Raw genomic sequence first — 15,916 nt, 5'->3', positions numbered from 1 at the left:
GGTCAAGCGCTGTATTGGCTGTGAGCTAATGCGCCTTATGTATCGCTATTTTGTACTAAGAAAATTTTTCCAATTGTTTTTGATACTTTTTCTCGAGAGCTTCATTGCCTGCTGCACGTTCAAGTTGAATCATGAGTTGCAAAGAGGGCTTCTTCACGCCATACATTTGATTGAATCTCATTAATCGAATTCTAGCTTCAGTATAATCACCGCTATCAATTTCTATTTTAGCGAGTTGCAAAATCGATTTTGGTCTATGAGGGTCATGATCGATAGCTCTAGTAAAGTAGTATCTCGCTTTGTCTTTATCTTGTGATTTTAGCGCACAAAAAGCTGCATTCTCATAGCTTGCTGGAATAAGGTAGTAATAAGGCTGCTCAATGGCTCGATTAAACATCTGATCGGCTTTTTCGAAGTCACCTCGCTTGCAAAGAAAAGTACCGTAGTTATTGAGCACATTTCCGTTTTTAGTGTGTTGGCGTAGAGAGCGTTTATACATCTGTTCGGCTTTAATATCTTCACCAACCGTTTCGTAGTAGTGAGCCATAGATAATTGCGCGCGATAGTATTGAGGTGCGTGGTTTAAGGCTTGTTGTAAGTTATCATGCGCGCGAATCATGTTACCGCCGTCTAAATAACCTAAGCCAAGTGCGATACGTGATTCTGCCATTGCCACAGGATCGGCTTTAACGACAGGGCTTCCATCTTCTTTCACCGTCACGCAACCCACGAGTGCAAACTGAGACAATAATATTAGTGCACCGAGCTTTGCTGTTTTCATTCTTTATCCCTACATCCCTGAATCTTTCTGCATGATATGAATTACTTAGCAAAAGCCTATTGAGGAAAAAACACTATGCGATCAGGTTTGCAAACTGTTATGAAAAAGCCGCCATATGGCGGCTTGGTTCACATATTACATTTCGGTAATGATGAGTGCTTTGTTTGCTTATTTTGAAGCTAATCGTCTTTAGTGAAAGCATCTTCACTGAAGTGATCGAGGTCGTACGGTGTTTGCTGATAAACACAGTAGTTCAGCCAGTTTAAAAAGAGGAGGTGTCCATGGCTTCTCCAGCTTGCAATTGGTGGGTTATCTGGGTTGTTGTTTGGGTAATAGTTGACAGGAATAGCGGGCTCCATACCTTCGCTTAAATCTCGGATATATTCATTATGTAAGGTGTGAGAATCATACTCAGGGTGTCCTGTGACAAAGACATTGCGTTTGTCTTTTGTGGTGGCCAAGTACACACCTGCGACATCCGATGTCGCTAAAATGTCTAAGTCAGTATGCTCTTCTAGAAAGTGAGGCGAAAAATCTGCGTAACGCGAGTGAGGAGCCAAAAACGTGTCATCAAATCCGCGTAAGATAGGGTGAAATTGATGATGGATTTGATGATGATACACGCCTGAAAGTTTTTCTTTACGCGTTTTTTTAGGTAGATCGTAGAGTAGCTTTAACCCTGCTTGCGCAGCCCAGCAAACATAAAGAGTGGATGTCACATGATCTTTTGCCCACTCCATGATGGTTTTGAGATGATCCCAATAAATGACATCTTCAAATTGCACCAAACCTAATGGAGCCCCAGTAATGATCATGCCATCGAAGTTTTTATCTCGCACCATTTCAAATTGGCGATAAAACGTGTCTAAATGTTCAGTTGGCGTATTTTTACTCGGGCGGTTATCAATGCGCAGTAATTCGACGTTAACCTGTAGTGGGCTGTTTGAGAGTAGACGCAGAAACTGAGTTTCAGTCTCTATTTTTTTTGGCATCAGATTAAGGATCAGTACTCTTAAAGGACGTATTTCCTGACTCGCTGCACGCGTTTCACTCATCACGAAGATGTTTTCTGTCCTTAATACATCGGTAGCTGGTAATTGATCTGGAATTCTAATTGGCACGACTTTCTCTCCCTAAGTATAGTCAATCTAGACGTCTATACTTCTAAAGCTAACTTAATTAAGTTTAGATGTCGATACGAAATCCGACTTTTCAATCTACTCTTTACATTATGGTAAACCGTACTCGGGGTTGTCACACAATTGTGACTAAAGCAGAGTTTCTGATGAGATAGGTTTGAAACGCAGTGTGTACTATTTGCTGGTAATTATGCGATCACGTTAATATGTGAAGGTGACTTCGTAGTAAGGAAGTCTCAAATTAATGAGCCATACTAAAAACAATCAGCTCACCATTTTGCATTAATGTGCATATTTGGAAACATCGTCAGTGGAGGACATTATGTTCGGTATTTTCAAGAGAAAGACAAAGATTCAGAGCATCGCTCAAGAAGTTCCTTGCGTGCTACTGCATTCGTTTGGTGATAAAGACATTTATACGCCGGAAGAGATTGATCAAGTTCTTCAAAAGCTGGGTTATGATAAGAGCAAGGATGTGAGTCATTATCAGTATGCGTATGGAATGTTTGCCGATGAAGCCTCTTACGAGCTCCTAGAACTAACGGATGAGCTAGGTAATTATGGTCATTTCCAACGTGAAGTAGGTAAGATGCTACTCAATACACCTGAGCCGATTGATATGCATATCTACTTTGAAATTTCTCGTCAGCACCAAAACGTCAGCCTTTCACCTGGTCATCAAAAAGTAAGCGAAAGTGATGGTGTGTAAACATCGTTAGTGGTATTCCATCGTGAGATGAGTTGGGTATAATGCGCGGCCTAATTATCCGGACATGTTGTCGGTTACATTTCTGTTGAGCGTTAATGCCTTATGTTCAAAATGCTTGTCTCTATGCCACCAATGTTGGCGCTGTCGATAGCGATTGTATGTGAAGTGATTGCCACTTCTTATATTCCCAAAACAGAGCAATTTACGAAAGTAATGCCGAGCACAGTCGTTTTGATTGGTTACGGCATCGCTTTCTTCTTGCTTTCCGTCACAGTGCAAACAATGCCTGTCGGGGTTGTTTATGCCATATGGAGTGGTGCTGGGATCGTTTTGGTTGCGACGGTTGGTTACTTTGTTTACGGACAGCGTCTAGACTTACCAGCCCTAGTTGGTATTGGGTTTATTATCGCTGGTGTGTTGATCGTAAATTTATTATCCAAAACAGTAGGGTACGAATAACGCCACTCTACTTGTTAAGTGAATAAGAAGCCGCAGCGAGAAATTGCTGCGGCTTTTTAGTGCAAATTCAATCGCTAATGGCGAGTATTGATATGATGTCTTATTGTTGCATTCATCACGGTCGCATTATGTGATTGAAAAACAGGCATTATTTAGCGCATTGAAAATACAAAGTTATGTTTCTTCAAACTTTAGGAAAGGGCAGTAGATAAATCACTCCGATAGATGTTAACGTGGCGACTCATCTTTACTGCTTTTTCATTCCCTACATATTTCTGCAAAGTTCTTATTGTGTAGTGTGTCGAAGAACCATAGAATCCGCGCGCTTTAATTTATGTTATTAGCGTTATCAATGATAAAAGTGCAGTCCATTATCATTGTTTTTATCACTTATAGATGGGCACATCTGACAATACTTACATGAACAAATACAAAAAGCCTGCATTCAAGGCCGAATTTCTTTTGCCTCGTTACTGGGGAACGTTAATTATCATTAGCGTGATGTACTTACTTAGCCTCCTTCCTTTTAAAGTTCAACTAGCTTTGGGACGCAACATTGGTCGTTTAGCTATGCGACTCATGAGAAAACGTCAAGTTACGATCAGACGCAATCTTGAGCTTTGCTTCCCTCATATGGAAGAATGCCAACGCGAAGCAATTCTAAAAGACAACATCGACAATACTGGCATCGCACTTTTTGAGACCGCAATGGCATGGTTTTGGTCAGATAAACGGGTAAACAAACACGTCACGATAAAAGGCATGGAGCATCTAGAGGCTTTAGAGAAGTCAGGCAAAGGTGCATTAATGTTGGCCGTACACTCAATGAATCTAGAGTTAGGTGCTCGAGCTTTTGGCATTAAAAAGTCTGGAACCGGTGTTTATCGCCCAAACAATAATCCGTGCTTTGATTATTTTCAGTATAAGGGACGCTCTCGCTCTAATCGTACACTGATTGATCGTAAAAACGTCAAAGCCATGCTTGAAGCACTTAAAACGGGTGAGCGGGTTTGGTATGCACCGGACCACGATTATGGTAACCGACGCTCGACATTTGCACCGTTATTTGCCGTTAAAAATGCTTGTACTACGACAGGCACAAGTTTGTTGGTTGATTCTACAGATTGCGCCATTGTGCCTTTTACGATGGTAAGAGGAAAAGACGGACACTATACCCTAACCATTAGTGCGCCCGTCGAAGGTTTCCCGAAAGAGGATCATCAACGCGCCGCCGCATTCGTGAATCAAATAGTTGAAACATCAATCATGGCAAGTCCGAGCCAGTATATGTGGCTTCATCGTCGGTTTAAAACTAGACCAGAGGGTGAGGACTGTTTGTACAAGCCTAGGCTCATCCCTAGCTTGGCATAACACATAGAGAGCCTAAAAAAAGCCCAAGGAACGTACGAACCTTGGGCTTTTACTTTCTATTCTTTTCGCTTTATAAGTAGCGATCTTTTAGGTGAGCTTGAAAGTGTTTAGCATTCAGTGTTTCACCCGTGGCTTGTTTTACCAACTCATCAGTGGTGAATAAGCTACCTTTACTCCAGATGTTTTCCGAGAGCCAATTGAATATCGGAGCTAAGTCGCCAGAACGAATAACCGCATCTACATCGACGGTTTGTTTCATCGCTGCCATAAATTGTGCAGCGTACATCGCACCGAGCGTGTAGGACGGGAAATAGCCAAAACTTCCGTCTGTCCAATGGATATCTTGCATACAGCCATTTTTGAAGTTTCCTTCGGTTGATAGCCCCAAGTACGCTTTCATCTTTTCGTTCCAGAGTTCTGGTACATCTGTATGTTTGATGACGCCGTTCATGAGATCTCGCTCAATTTCATATCGAAGAATAACGTGAGCAGGATATGTTAGTTCGTCAGCATCTACGCGAATAAAGCCTTTTTCTACGCGAGTGTAAATTTTGGCTAAATTGTCTTTTTCGAATTCACTACCAGAAAAATGGTTAGAAGCCAGTCGAGCGAGGTGATCGATAAACGCGCTGCTTCGTCCTATTTGCATTTCAAAGAAGAGTGATTGTGATTCATGAATACCCATAGAGCGAGCTTCTCCCGCGGGTGTTCCTGATAAATCTTTTGGTAGCCCTTGCTCGTATCGAGCATGGCCAGTTTCGTGGACAATCCCCATCAATGATTGGACAAACTCGTTTTCATTATAACGTGTCGTAATACGCACATCTGTCGGTACACCGCCACAAAATGGGTGGGTACTCTCATCAAGTCGACCGTGTTCAAAATCGAATTGAAGTAGCTTCATGGCTTCCAAACCGAGCGCTTTTTGCTTTTCCGCAGGGTAGTGTGCAGTTGGCAATAAGATGTTGTCTGATTGTTGTTTTTCAAGCGCTTCATCGATCAAAGTAGGAAGCCAGGTTTTCACGTCAGCAAAAAGAATGTCTAACGACGCAGACGTTGTGCCAGGTTCATAAACATCGAGCATGGCATCATAAGGAGTCGTGCCATTTGCTTCGGCTCTAATTTGCGCTTCTTCCTGCGATAGCTTTACGACTTCAGCCCAGTTCTTTTCAAAACCAGCCCAGTCATTTTCTCCACGTTGCGTACGCCATGCATGTTCACATTTGGAGCCAGCAAGAGATTGAGCTTGAACTAATGATTCTGGTAGTAAGTTAGCTTGCTGCCACCCACGCTTCATTTCTCTTAGGATAGATTTTTCTTTTGTAGACAGCGTCTCTTCTTCTGCCTGAGCGAAAAGCTCTCCCAAGTGCGGTTGAGTCATTAAAGAATGGATATGTACATCGAGCTCTGCCGTGGCATTCGAGCGTGCTTCAGCGCCACCAGGTGGCATGACCGCCGCTTGATCCCAATCTATGATGGCTGATAGATGCTCAAAATTTGCCACTTTTTTGGAATGTTCAACGAGTTTTGTAAATGCGTTCATGTGACTACTCTTATTCTTTTGTTCTTTCCCTAAACACCCGATAACGGGTCCTTCATATGGTGTTGCACTAAGCAACCTGCGTTAATTTACTAATAATTAATAATTAACAATTAACTCCAACCCATTGTCCATAAACTCACCCAGTTGTATAGCTCTCTTAAAAAAGAAGCTTGCGAATCTTGTGGATTGGCGGTATTGATGAAGGATTGACAATTAATTATCACGATAATATGGATATTTTGAATTTCGAGGCATTTATTATTGCCATTACGATTTTAACGTTAACGCCAGGTTTAGATACTGCACTTGTTATCCGTAACACTAGCCGATCGGGCCTAAAAGATGGATGTACAACCAGTCTAGGGATTTGCTTTGGCTTATTCGTACATGCTTTTTTTTCTGCGGTTGGTATCTCGGCGATTCTTGCGCAATCAGCAGAGTTGTTCCAAATCGTAAAAATGATTGGCGCAGCTTATCTTATCTGGCTTGGTTTGAGCAGTTTAAAAGCGCTAATGTCGTCGAAAGATGGATTGACCGTGACCGAGCAGATTCACGAAGTGTTTAATGGTAAGCGCTCTTTTAGAGAGGGCTTTCTTTCTAACGTCTTGAACCCGAAAACGGCGGTCTTCTATTTGGCTTTCTTGCCACAGTTTGTGAATCCAGAAGGTTCACCCTTGCTTCAATCAATGATGATGGCATCTGTACACTTTGCTATTGCGATGGTTTGGCAGTGTGGTTTAGCTGGCGCGCTTAACTCGGCTAAAAATCTACTAAAGAATGCAAGCTTTATGAAGTGGATGGAAGGCGCGACGGGCGCAGTATTAGTCGCACTTGGTGTGAAGTTATTAATTGAAAAACCCGTTTAATGCGTAATATTTATCGATTGTTGATACTACTCGCTGTATTTATTGTGGGGATAGGTGCCGCTGTTGCTTGGCATACGTGGCCACAAGTACAGTTTGCGCAACGCGGCATGATCTGGTCTTGGCACTGGGGCTACTTCGAACCTTTTGCTAATGGAATACAACAAACGCGAACTCAAGACACTAAACAGTTATTGCTCAGGCGTGTGTATTTGCATGACGCTATTGTCGTTTTTGTTTCGACAACTATGGACAATAAATTTGAGGTCGACGTTGTAAAAGAGCAAACCTGTGAACCTAAAACGACGACTTGGGCTTCGGTCTCTGTCAATCATCAACGTGTCAGGCATGTACCTATGGTGTGCGATGCGTTTGGGCAAGGCTACTTTTATCGCTACATCGGGAAACATCTGGAATCGATTGAGGTTGGTGTCGGCGACTCGTTTGTAACAGAAGCATTTTTAGACTGGCCGCTATCAGAGTTGAAAGCGGATCAATTCAAGCAAAAAAATGCGAAGTTTTTTGAAGAACGTGGAGAAAACGTTGAGCATCAATGGTTGAGAGATTAACCATTTAACCGAAGATAAATAAAGCCCGCTAAATAATAGCGGGCTTTATGTTTTTACCATTTCTAATGTGCTTTGCTCTCCGTTACTGGTAGTTTGTGACCGAACAGCTGTCGTTTCACTAAGCTTTCACTGCTTCACCTGATTGCGATGTTGAGCTAAAGAACAGTTTGGTTTCTGCCAGTACGACGTGACGCAGTGCGATCAAACCAATCAGGTTAGGAATTGCCATCAGACCGTTTACGATATCAGCCAGTAGCCAAATCATATCGAGGTGAAGGAATGCACCAGATGCCACCAAGCCAACGAAAATCAGTTTGTATGGAAGCACAGCTTTAGTTCCGAACAGGAACACAACGCAACGCTCACCGTAGTAGTTCCAACCAAGAATGGTGGTAAAAGCGAAGAACATCAAACCGATTGAGACGAGCATAGGGCCAAATGTATCTGCATTTAAACCCACCGCAAAAGCATGAGTCGTCATCGCGGCACCAGCAAGGTCACTTTGCCATGCACCGGTCAGGATTAGAGCAAGGCCTGTCATGGTACAAATAATGATGGTATCGAAAAAGGTACCCGTCATTGAAATTAGGCCTTGTTTAACACAAGAGTCTGTCTTCGCTGCTGCTGCTGCCATAGGCGCGCTACCCAAACCAGATTCATTTGAGAACACACCGCGAGCGATACCTGATTGGATTGCCAACATGATGCTTGCACCTAGAAAACCACCAGTCGCTGCTGTTGATGTAAAGGCTGAAACCAGCACTAATTCAACGGCATTGAACAATTGGTCTGCATTCATGATGATCACGCTTAAACACGCCAACACATAAAATACAGCCATGGTAGGAACCACTTTTCCTGCAACGTTAGCAATGGATTTGATGCCACCCAAAGTTACGAAAGCAACCAAAAGAGTTAGTACGAAGGCAGATAGCTCACGGTTAACACCAAGAGATATCTCACTTGCATCCAGAATCGCGTTTACTTGTGGAAACGTACCGATACCAAAACAAGCAACACCCAAAGCAAACACTGCAAACATGATCGCGAGAGCTTTTGAGCCAACACCGTATTGCAAGTAATACATTGGGCCACCAATCATTTGGCCTTTATCATCGACTCTTCGGTACTTAACCGCCAACAAACATTCGGCGTATTTAGTCGCCATTCCGAAAAGGGCAGCGAGCCACATCCAGAATAGAGCGCCTGGTCCACCGAGTTTGATTGCTGTGGCAACACCAACAATGTTACCAGTACCAATTGTTGCTGAGAGCGCAGTACAAAGAGCTGCAAAGCTAGAAACGTCACCTTGAGTATTAGATGACTTATCTTTACTGAATACCATCGCTAGCGCTGTTGGGAGGTGTTTAAACTGGATCAAGCCAAGGCTAAAAGTGAAGTAAACCCCTGTACCTACTAGCAAAATAAGCAGCGGTGGACCCCAGACAAAATTATCGATGGTTTGTAGTAAAGATTGTAGGTTGTTCATGATTTCCCCTTAATAAAACAACTAATAAGGAGAAGAGGGAAAGGACGAGATCAACGATCTCTAAAAGAACTAAGCTATTGGTTGTAGGCGGGAAGGCCAAGCAAAATAGTTAGGTTGTAACTTTCCACTCCTCTGTCCTTTTGCCTGAGAGTTTCACCTTGCGTGAGTGCAAGACTTGCTCCTTCGGCGACCGATTTAACGGTTCTCTCCAGAGGTTCCTCCAACTACAGTCCCCGCTACCTAGGTAGCACCTGAAATAGTTAATTCTTCGGCGAGTTATGCTAATCAAATGTTAAAATTTGATTAATAACCACTCTCCTGCAGTCTTCATCGGAACAATTACTCAATTAAATGAGTAAAGGTTAGTTAATGATGCTGGTCATCATTAACGTGTGAACTCTATCATGTTTTTGGTCCATTTCAACACCCTATGTCAATTTATTTTCAATGAAATAACCTCATCAATTTTCATGAAGGTATGTTTGCCAATCTTTTTGTGCGAGTCACGGCATAAATAAAATTTATTGGGTTAGGGAATGGAACCCAAAAACACTTCAGAACGATAAATGTGTTTCGACCGTTACGACATAAGTTATTCAATTAAGGACACAAAATTGATTAAAATCGGAGCACTTATTTTAAAATCTACGCTAAGTTGACCTTATGGTACGTATAAATGGGTTACAATGAATCTTTGTGAAACAGTCTACGGACCTAGGCAGTTTTTCATGAGTGGACAAGGAGGCGGTATGACCAGATTATTAGCCATTGCGGTGTTGATTGCAGTAGCATTTGTGCTGTTTCGTTATCGAACCAATGAAAAAGTCCAAAAAGCGACCGTTATAACATTAATTGGCGCATTTCTGATTTATACAGCATCAATTATGTTTGCGGAATTGATCCGCTAGCAAAGTAAAAGAGTCCTTGGAGTAGTATACGGTGAGTTCTCAGAACAAAATGGAAGAGCAAGACGACGTAGTTGTCATTGAAGAGCGTGACAAACGTACGCATATCTATATCGCAATCGCTGCGGTGTTAGGCTTGGCATTTGGTGGCCTTGTTGGATCGGTTGTCACTGCGAACAAGTGGGAATCGACTTACCACGTATTAGAAGAAAAGTATCAAGCACTAACGCAAGATAAAACCCAGTTGGCATCTCAAGTAAAAGTGCGTGAAGAGGCGCTTGACCAAGAGATACAAAACCAAGTTAGTGAGTTACTCGCCGCGAAAGATGAAGCTCATCAGAAAGCACTTAAGAAGTTGCAAAAGCAATTGACTGAGGTCGAGAAGGTTAACTTGTCACTAGAGTCTCAATTGAAGCAGCAGGCAGATAAGATCAACACGACGAAGTCAGAAAATGAGAAGTTGAGTCGTCAAGCGGATATGCAAGCGACTATGTTTGAGCGGTCCCGCGAAGTATTCCAGAAAGAGCTAAAAATTTCGCAAGAATTAGAGTCTCTCGAGAAAGAACGGTCGAAATTATTACCTAAGATTGAGAAACTCAAGAAAGAGTGTGACGTATTTTTAGAAGGCAAATCTTGGGACGTGAAGTCGGACGCGTGTGATAAACATGACGAAGCTAATTCACGACTAAGTCAGGTCGATCAAATGATTGAAGTCTATAAAATGGACCTCAAACAAATCAAAGCAATAACGGAAGATATCGGCCTTTAAGTCTTTTGTATCCGATTTTTGAAAAGCAAAAGGAGCTCTTTAAGAGCTCCTTTTTCGTTGTTAGCTATGACTTTTAGCCTATCGCGTATATTAGATTCGTGAGGCGTCATAGCCTGAGGCGAGCAGGAGTTCTCGTTCGTGTTTAATCAGCTGAGCTCGATCTTCAATTAGTTCATTGAGTGCTTGAGATGGCTTACCTGCTAATGCTTTGAACGAATCAAAAGATTCCGCGGTGTCGATTTTATCAATCATCTGACTGATGACATTACGAGCCTCACACGGGTTACTCGTCGTTGTAAAGTATTCTACTTGCTTTGCTGCCGATTTCATCTCAGTTAATAGCTCAAGCGGGCTACTTTCTTTGGCTACTGCCATGTAGTTATCCAGCACGCGCTTTGCATAAAGCAGTTCTTTGAGGGGGATATCTCTTCCGCTCTCGATTAGGGATTCGCTAAGGATCATACTTGAGCTCATGGGCATTCCTTCTTATTACTACGCCGCTTTTGATGTTTCCTTGAGTCTAATTTATTGAAGTCACATTGGGAATGGGTAAAAAGCATTTTTAACGCATTTTTATTCATTTATGAAAACACGAATGCGATGCTTATCTGGATCGATAGCCATAAAATTTAACCCATACACTGATGTCGCTGGTGGTTGAACAAACTCAACACCTAGGTCTTTCCAGCGCTTGTAAATGCGCTCTAGCATATGACTATTGGGCACCGATAAAGACAACTCGGTGCCACCACCTCTAATTCCGCTGTAGGGTGAAAGATTATCTCTTTGCTTGAGTGTCAACGTTAAGCCTTCGGTCAGTGGAATAGCGGCGAAGGTTGGAGACAACTGCGTGACTTTGCGTTCGAACAGTTTCGAATAAAAAACTTGGCTTATGTGGATGTCCTCAACGTAGAGAACGAATGAATTGATAGTCAGCATGGTTTGTTCCTTAATCAATTAGAAATAGTAGGGGCAATCTAACGGAAAGGAACGACAGGAGTTGTCAGTAGAACATTCTCGAAGGTAAGTGACAGAATAAGAAAAAGGAGCCGTTTAGCTCCTTTTTATCAGCGGAATCATTGGTATTAATGAGTGTGTTTGGAAGAATACCAGTTGTTTTGATACGCTTTAGATGCAAATAATGCGTTTGCTTTTGCACGCTCGATAATAGATTCGTCCACCTCTAGCGGCTTCATGGTTTGGTCTTTAAAGTCGTACGCCAGGGTCGATATCTTTTCACCAGGGGAAAGCACAACGAGATTGTCGCGCGTTAAATAACCAAAGTTTTTGTCGTATTGCATCATTGCGCGTTCATCTTCGCGAGCCAGTGGCTTCGTTAAATCACGACCAATCATCGGTGTTTTAGCATCTACCCCAATCAGAGATAACAGTGTAGGCGGCATGTCTATGTTGTTTGCTATGCGGTCATCTTTACGTGGTTGAATGCCTTTACCAAGGATCAATGCTGGAATGTGAAAGTGCTTAACTGGAACAAGGTTAGCGCCAGAAACACGTGCATCATGATCTGCAATTACAATGAAAATGGTATCATCCCAATAAGATGACTTTTTCGCCTTTTCAAAGAAAGTGCCCAAAGCGTAATCGGAATATTTAACGGCGTTGTTACGCGTCATATATTCTGAATCGTATGGCTCAATTTTGCCTTTTGGATACTCATAAGGGCTATGATTACTTGACGTAAAAACTAAGCTAAAAAAAGGTTTGTCGCTTTTTGAAAGGCGTTCAAACTCTTCGTTTGCTTTGTTATATAGATCTTCATCACTAACACCCCAAGAGCCAACAAAGCTTGGGTTGTTATAATCGTCTTCTTCTACTATTTGATCAAAACCGTTACCGAAGAAGAAAGTTTTCATGTTGTCAAAGTTGGCTTCACCGCCGTAAATAAATTGCGTGTGATAGCCTTGAGCTTTCAGTAAGTCCGCGATGGTAAAGAAACCCGTTTGGCTTTTACTCAGCTTCACTACCGCGCGAGACGGAGATGGAGGAAAGCCCGTGGTTACGGCTTCAATTCCACGAACAGAACGAGTACCAGTGGCGTACATTTGTGTGAACTGCCAACCTTCCTTCATGAGTTCATCAAGGTTTGGTGTTAGAGGCAAACCACCCAAAGCACCGACAAATTGGGCGCCTAAGCTTTCTTGTAGCAAAATCACTAAGTTTTTATGTTTACCCTGGTAAGTCGCGGGGTTACTGTTCATGGTTGGGAGTAATGAAGGGGTGAAGTCGGACTTTGTTGATGAAGTGCGAACTAATTCCAACATCTTTTGAGTGTCCATTTTTCCGTAGAACTGCTCAGCACTCTTTTCTGACTTCATGCTATTAACCGCAAACAACAATGAGTAAGATGAGTTCAGTGCTAAGTCGTTAAGCAGTGGATCGTTAGAAAAGGCGACCATAGCAGGATTTAGCGGGCGGTGACCTAAAGATGATCGAGCACCTGCAACCCCAAAAAGAACAACGAAAAGTGCCAATAGTGGTCGCCATTTCCAGTTGACCTGCTGCGCCTTATCGGTCAGTTTCTTACTCCACTTCCAACCTAAAGTGATGGTTAAAACTGTACCTAACGCACCAATAAACAGTTCTAATTTGTAGCCAGTCCAGAGCATACTCAAGACTTCTTTTGGGTAGATTAAGTATTCCACAAACAGGCGGTTTGGACGTAGGTCGTATTCCTGAATGAATGGCGCTGTTGCGAGCTCCATGTATACAAGCACCCAAAGCCCTAAAACCATCCATATGCGTAATATTCGCTTCCAACACTCTCCCATCTTACCGGTTAATGGCATGAAGGTTGAAAACAGTGCTGGAAGAATAAATAACCAGCAAAGCGTTGCAATATCTACGCGCAAACCTTGACCTAGGATGTAAATTAAGTCGTTTAGAGAGTCAATACGGTCAATCTGCCAAAAAGCTAGCAAAACTCTTGAGATAGACAGAAATAGAAGCGAAAACAAAGAAAAGGCAGCAATTGGCTGCAAAGGCCCCCACACAGAGCTCTTTGATAAGTTTTTCATATTTATTCGAATAGTTTAATTGTTATGTTGTGTTGTTTTTAGCAAAGCAAGCGTGAAATAAACGTGAATTATAATGTGGGTTTATGGTCGAGTAGTGTAAGTGTTGGTATGTCCATGTAAGGGGGAGGGGCGTTTGTGTAAAAAAAGAGCCAGTTGATAACACCAACTGGCTCTAGAGGTTGATAAAGGCATGATTACATTGCGGCTTTCTTCGCTTCTTCGACCCATGCGTCGAACTTTTTCTGGTTCGCTTTGATCCAGCCATTTACATGAGACTCGATGTCCGCTGAGCTGTTCTTACCTTGGCTCATCATCATATTCTGCGCACTAACATCATTGATATTTAGTTTGATGATTTCAAACAGCTTTGCAGCAGCAGGGTTGTTTTCTGTAAACTCTTTATTGGCAACGATGCGCATAGAGTTCATCTCGAAGCCGTAGTTCTTACCGTTCTCTAGTGTCGTATCAATGTCCTTACGCTCACCAGGAAGTGAAGAGAATGGCACTTCTAACCACACAACATCTTTCCCTGGAACTAAAACGCCACTTACCCAGTACGGTGTCCAAGTGTAGTAAAGAATCGGATCGCCTTTTTTGTAACGTGAGATCGTATCAGCGATAATCGCTGCGTAGTTACCTTGGTTGTGTGTTACTGTGTCACGGAGTTTGAAAGCATCCAACTGATGTTCAACAACCATTTCACAACCCCAACCTGGGTTACAACCAGTTAAGTCCGCTTTGCCATCGCCGTTTGCATCGAATAGCTTCGCCAATTTTGGATCTTTTAACTGACCAATGTTCGTGATGTTATATTTTTCCGCGGTTTTCTTATCGATCAAATAACCTTGCGCAGCCCCACTTACGTATTGGCCTTTACGGAAGAACTTATCATCACCGCCAGACATCGTGTACTTATCGGCGTGAAGAGGGAACCAACCAACCGCTAAGAAAGTAGCATCACCTTTAGCAATAGAGGTGTAGCCTACGTTGTAGTCCACTTCTTTGGTCGGTTTAACATCGTAACCAAGCTCTTCAAGTGCGCGGTTTACGATCAACGTTTGAAATGTTTCTTCTGCAACGGTTGATTGAACAGGCTGAACAGTGACACCTTCACCCGGTAGTTCACTTGCCACACCATAAGTTGAAAATGCGATAGTACTTAGAGCTCCAACAGAGAGCGCTTTCTTCCATGAATTATTCATTGATGTTTCTCCTAAGTTTTAGATCGTCTTGGTTCGTCTTTGTTTTCAGTTTTAATAGGTATGAAACAGGACCTGTGTGATACCAGCGAAGTTTAGTGTTGCCCGCATTAACCCCTAACACCTGGGTGATACGGTCTAACAAAATCGCAAGAATAACGATGCCTAAGCCACCAACGGCAGCAAGACCCATATCAAGTCGGCCAATACCACGAAGTACCATTTGGCCTAAGCCGCCAACAGCAATCATTGAAGCAATCACTACCATAGAAAGTGACAGCATTAAGGTTTGGTTTACACCTGCCATGATGGTTGGTAACGCCAACGGTAACTGGATGCGATAAAGCATCTGTTTTTTGTTTGCCCCGAAAGAGTGGCCAGCTTCGATAAGCTCTTCAGGTACTTGCTGAATACCCAAAATAGTCAGGCGCACAACGGGAGGCAGGGCGAAAATGATCGTTACTACTACGCCAGGAACGTTACCAATACCAAACAACATAACAATTGGCACAAGGTAAACGAACGCGGGAGTCGTTTGCATTGCATCTAATATTGGCCTAACAAATTTGGCAGCGGTTTGGCTCCTTGCCAACCATATCCCCATTGGTAGCCCTATAAGCAAACAGAAGAAAACGGCGGTTAACACCAGTGCTAGCGTTGTCATCGCTTGTGACCACGCACCAATTAGGCCGATGAAAACAAGGGATACAAGAGTAGAAAAACCAAGTTTTACATTGGAAAACTGCCACGCTAGCAAAAATAAAATGAGTACCATTATAGGCGCAGGTGTAGACACCAAAGCAGTTTCAAACGACGTTAGAATAAAGTCGATTGGAACTCGTATTGCTTGGAAAACAGGTCGACCATGTTCCACCAGCCAGTTCAAACCGGACTCTACCCAGCTATCGAGGGGTAAAACCGCATCTTGGAATGGGTTCATAATATCGAATGGTGCTTGCTCTACAGTTTCTGAGTTGAGCCAATCATTACTTGGCGCGGCCTCTGTACCTTGCGACCAAGGATCATCTTGCGCAGGAGCAGTATTTGACCAGGGATCATTGTTAGTTTGCTCTGAAGACATCGTG

At 42.8% G+C, this 15,916-nt stretch carries 16 protein-coding genes and 1 riboswitch; of the genes, 7 read left to right on the top strand and 9 right to left on the bottom strand.

Annotated elements, in window-relative coordinates:
- Positions 1-55: 55 nt before the first annotated feature.
- Together pilW and metA are read right to left on the bottom strand one after the other, a co-directional pair.
- Positions 56-781 carry a type IV pilus biogenesis/stability protein PilW gene (gene pilW / locus R7O12_RS14595; protein ID WP_017820928.1) on the bottom strand — a complete coding sequence of 242 codons (726 nt, stop codon included), beginning with the start codon at positions 779-781 and terminating at the stop codon, positions 56-58.
- Positions 782-960: 179 nt separating this feature from the next.
- The gene (metA, locus tag R7O12_RS14590) at positions 961-1,902 is read right to left on the bottom strand and encodes a homoserine O-acetyltransferase MetA (RefSeq protein WP_005377792.1); all 942 of its coding nucleotides are present in this window, start codon (positions 1,900-1,902) and stop codon (positions 961-963) included.
- A gap of 340 nt (positions 1,903-2,242) precedes the next feature.
- Between metA and R7O12_RS14585 the strand changes: the two genes are divergently transcribed.
- The 3 genes from R7O12_RS14585 to R7O12_RS14575 all read left to right on the top strand — a co-directional run bounded on the left by R7O12_RS14585 (position 2,243) and on the right by R7O12_RS14575 (position 4,459).
- On the top strand, positions 2,243-2,629 hold the full coding sequence (locus R7O12_RS14585) for a DUF6559 family protein (protein WP_042522536.1): 387 nt from the start codon (positions 2,243-2,245) through the stop codon (positions 2,627-2,629).
- A gap of 123 nt (positions 2,630-2,752) precedes the next feature.
- Positions 2,753-3,088: a DMT family transporter gene (locus R7O12_RS14580; protein ID WP_169644527.1), complete on the top strand. Its 336-nt coding sequence runs from the start codon at positions 2,753-2,755 to the stop codon at positions 3,086-3,088.
- 420 nt (positions 3,089-3,508) lie between these two features.
- Positions 3,509-4,459 (top strand): LpxL/LpxP family Kdo(2)-lipid IV(A) lauroyl/palmitoleoyl acyltransferase, encoded by a 951-nt coding sequence (locus R7O12_RS14575; protein ID WP_064369089.1) that lies wholly within the window; start codon positions 3,509-3,511, stop codon positions 4,457-4,459.
- A 70-nt stretch (positions 4,460-4,529) separates the two neighbouring features.
- On the opposite strand, the gene R7O12_RS14570 is transcribed toward R7O12_RS14575, so the two are convergent.
- Positions 4,530-6,002, bottom strand: coding sequence for a carboxypeptidase M32 (locus tag R7O12_RS14570; RefSeq protein WP_318126072.1), 1,473 nt, complete (start codon positions 6,000-6,002; stop codon positions 4,530-4,532).
- Between the two features lie 230 nt (positions 6,003-6,232).
- Here R7O12_RS14570 and R7O12_RS14565 point away from each other — a divergent pair, with 230 nt between their 5' ends.
- The gene (locus tag R7O12_RS14565; protein WP_017820932.1) at positions 6,233-6,868 is read left to right on the top strand and encodes a LysE family translocator; all 636 of its coding nucleotides are present in this window, start codon (positions 6,233-6,235) and stop codon (positions 6,866-6,868) included.
- Positions 6,868-7,434, top strand: coding sequence for a hypothetical protein (locus R7O12_RS14560; protein WP_005385713.1), 567 nt, complete (start codon positions 6,868-6,870; stop codon positions 7,432-7,434). The genes R7O12_RS14565 and R7O12_RS14560 overlap by 1 nt, the downstream gene beginning before the upstream one ends.
- Before the next feature lie 118 nt (positions 7,435-7,552).
- On the opposite strand, the gene R7O12_RS14555 is transcribed toward R7O12_RS14560, so the two are convergent.
- A complete protein-coding gene (locus R7O12_RS14555) occupies positions 7,553-8,923 on the bottom strand; it encodes an alanine/glycine:cation symporter family protein (protein ID WP_047100667.1) in 1,371 nt (456 codons plus the stop codon).
- 122 nt (positions 8,924-9,045) lie between these two features.
- Positions 9,046-9,145: riboswitch (glycine riboswitch) on the bottom strand.
- A 527-nt stretch (positions 9,146-9,672) separates the two neighbouring features.
- Between R7O12_RS14555 and R7O12_RS14550 the strand changes: the two genes are divergently transcribed.
- Together R7O12_RS14550 and R7O12_RS14545 are read left to right on the top strand one after the other, a co-directional pair.
- The gene (locus R7O12_RS14550) at positions 9,673-9,831 is read left to right on the top strand and encodes a hypothetical protein (RefSeq protein ID WP_005377784.1); all 159 of its coding nucleotides are present in this window, start codon (positions 9,673-9,675) and stop codon (positions 9,829-9,831) included.
- A gap of 31 nt (positions 9,832-9,862) precedes the next feature.
- Entirely contained in the window at positions 9,863-10,597 is a 735-nt protein-coding gene (locus R7O12_RS14545; protein ID WP_017820934.1) for a chromosome segregation ATPase, read from the top strand.
- 90 nt (positions 10,598-10,687) lie between these two features.
- Here the strand turns inward: R7O12_RS14545 and R7O12_RS14540 are convergent, their stop codons facing one another.
- The 5 genes from R7O12_RS14540 to proW all read right to left on the bottom strand — a co-directional run bounded on the left by R7O12_RS14540 (position 10,688) and on the right by proW (position 15,912).
- Positions 10,688-11,071, bottom strand: a complete 384-nt coding sequence (locus R7O12_RS14540; protein ID WP_054576467.1) for a hypothetical protein — start codon at positions 11,069-11,071, stop codon at positions 10,688-10,690.
- 99 nt (positions 11,072-11,170) lie between these two features.
- Positions 11,171-11,536: a VOC family protein gene (locus R7O12_RS14535; RefSeq protein WP_005377781.1), complete on the bottom strand. Its 366-nt coding sequence runs from the start codon at positions 11,534-11,536 to the stop codon at positions 11,171-11,173.
- Between the two features lie 146 nt (positions 11,537-11,682).
- Positions 11,683-13,632, bottom strand: coding sequence for an LTA synthase family protein (locus R7O12_RS14530; RefSeq protein ID WP_017633995.1), 1,950 nt, complete (start codon positions 13,630-13,632; stop codon positions 11,683-11,685).
- A 194-nt stretch (positions 13,633-13,826) separates the two neighbouring features.
- Positions 13,827-14,834, bottom strand: a complete 1,008-nt coding sequence (gene proX, locus R7O12_RS14525; RefSeq protein ID WP_005385703.1) for a glycine betaine/L-proline ABC transporter substrate-binding protein ProX — start codon at positions 14,832-14,834, stop codon at positions 13,827-13,829.
- On the bottom strand, positions 14,827-15,912 hold the full coding sequence (gene proW / locus R7O12_RS14520) for a glycine betaine/L-proline ABC transporter permease ProW (RefSeq protein WP_005377778.1): 1,086 nt from the start codon (positions 15,910-15,912) through the stop codon (positions 14,827-14,829). Before proW ends, proX begins: the two co-directional genes overlap by 8 nt.
- Positions 15,913-15,916 lie beyond the last annotated feature (4 nt).

Source organism: Vibrio sp. Vb1574 (genome assembly GCF_033338675.1).
The sequence above is the reverse complement of the archived record's forward strand: the minus strand, read 5'-3'. Positions and strand labels throughout refer to the sequence as shown.

What these genes read in the sequence shown, in the direction of transcription:
- R7O12_RS14550 (WP_005377784.1), top strand. Translation starts at nt 9,673, where the DNA reads ATGACCAGATTATTAGCCATTGCGGTGTTGATTGCAGTAGCATTTGTG.
- R7O12_RS14580 (WP_169644527.1), top strand. Translation starts at nt 2,753, where the DNA reads ATGCCACCAATGTTGGCGCTGTCGATAGCGATTGTATGTGAAGTGATT.
- R7O12_RS14575 (WP_064369089.1), top strand. Translation starts at nt 3,509, where the DNA reads ATGAACAAATACAAAAAGCCTGCATTCAAGGCCGAATTTCTTTTGCCT.
- proW (WP_005377778.1), bottom strand. Translation starts at nt 15,912, where the DNA reads ATGTCTTCAGAGCAAACTAACAATGATCCCTGGTCAAATACTGCTCCT.
- R7O12_RS14555 (WP_047100667.1), bottom strand. Translation starts at nt 8,923, where the DNA reads ATGAACAACCTACAATCTTTACTACAAACCATCGATAATTTTGTCTGG.
- R7O12_RS14560 (WP_005385713.1), top strand. Translation starts at nt 6,868, where the DNA reads ATGCGTAATATTTATCGATTGTTGATACTACTCGCTGTATTTATTGTG.
- R7O12_RS14570 (WP_318126072.1), bottom strand. Translation starts at nt 6,002, where the DNA reads ATGAACGCATTTACAAAACTCGTTGAACATTCCAAAAAAGTGGCAAAT.
- proX (WP_005385703.1), bottom strand. Translation starts at nt 14,834, where the DNA reads ATGAATAATTCATGGAAGAAAGCGCTCTCTGTTGGAGCTCTAAGTACT.
- R7O12_RS14540 (WP_054576467.1), bottom strand. Translation starts at nt 11,071, where the DNA reads ATGAGCTCAAGTATGATCCTTAGCGAATCCCTAATCGAGAGCGGAAGA.
- R7O12_RS14535 (WP_005377781.1), bottom strand. Translation starts at nt 11,536, where the DNA reads ATGCTGACTATCAATTCATTCGTTCTCTACGTTGAGGACATCCACATA.
- R7O12_RS14565 (WP_017820932.1), top strand. Translation starts at nt 6,233, where the DNA reads ATGGATATTTTGAATTTCGAGGCATTTATTATTGCCATTACGATTTTA.
- R7O12_RS14530 (WP_017633995.1), bottom strand. Translation starts at nt 13,632, where the DNA reads ATGAAAAACTTATCAAAGAGCTCTGTGTGGGGGCCTTTGCAGCCAATT.
- pilW (WP_017820928.1), bottom strand. Translation starts at nt 781, where the DNA reads ATGAAAACAGCAAAGCTCGGTGCACTAATATTATTGTCTCAGTTTGCA.
- R7O12_RS14585 (WP_042522536.1), top strand. Translation starts at nt 2,243, where the DNA reads ATGTTCGGTATTTTCAAGAGAAAGACAAAGATTCAGAGCATCGCTCAA.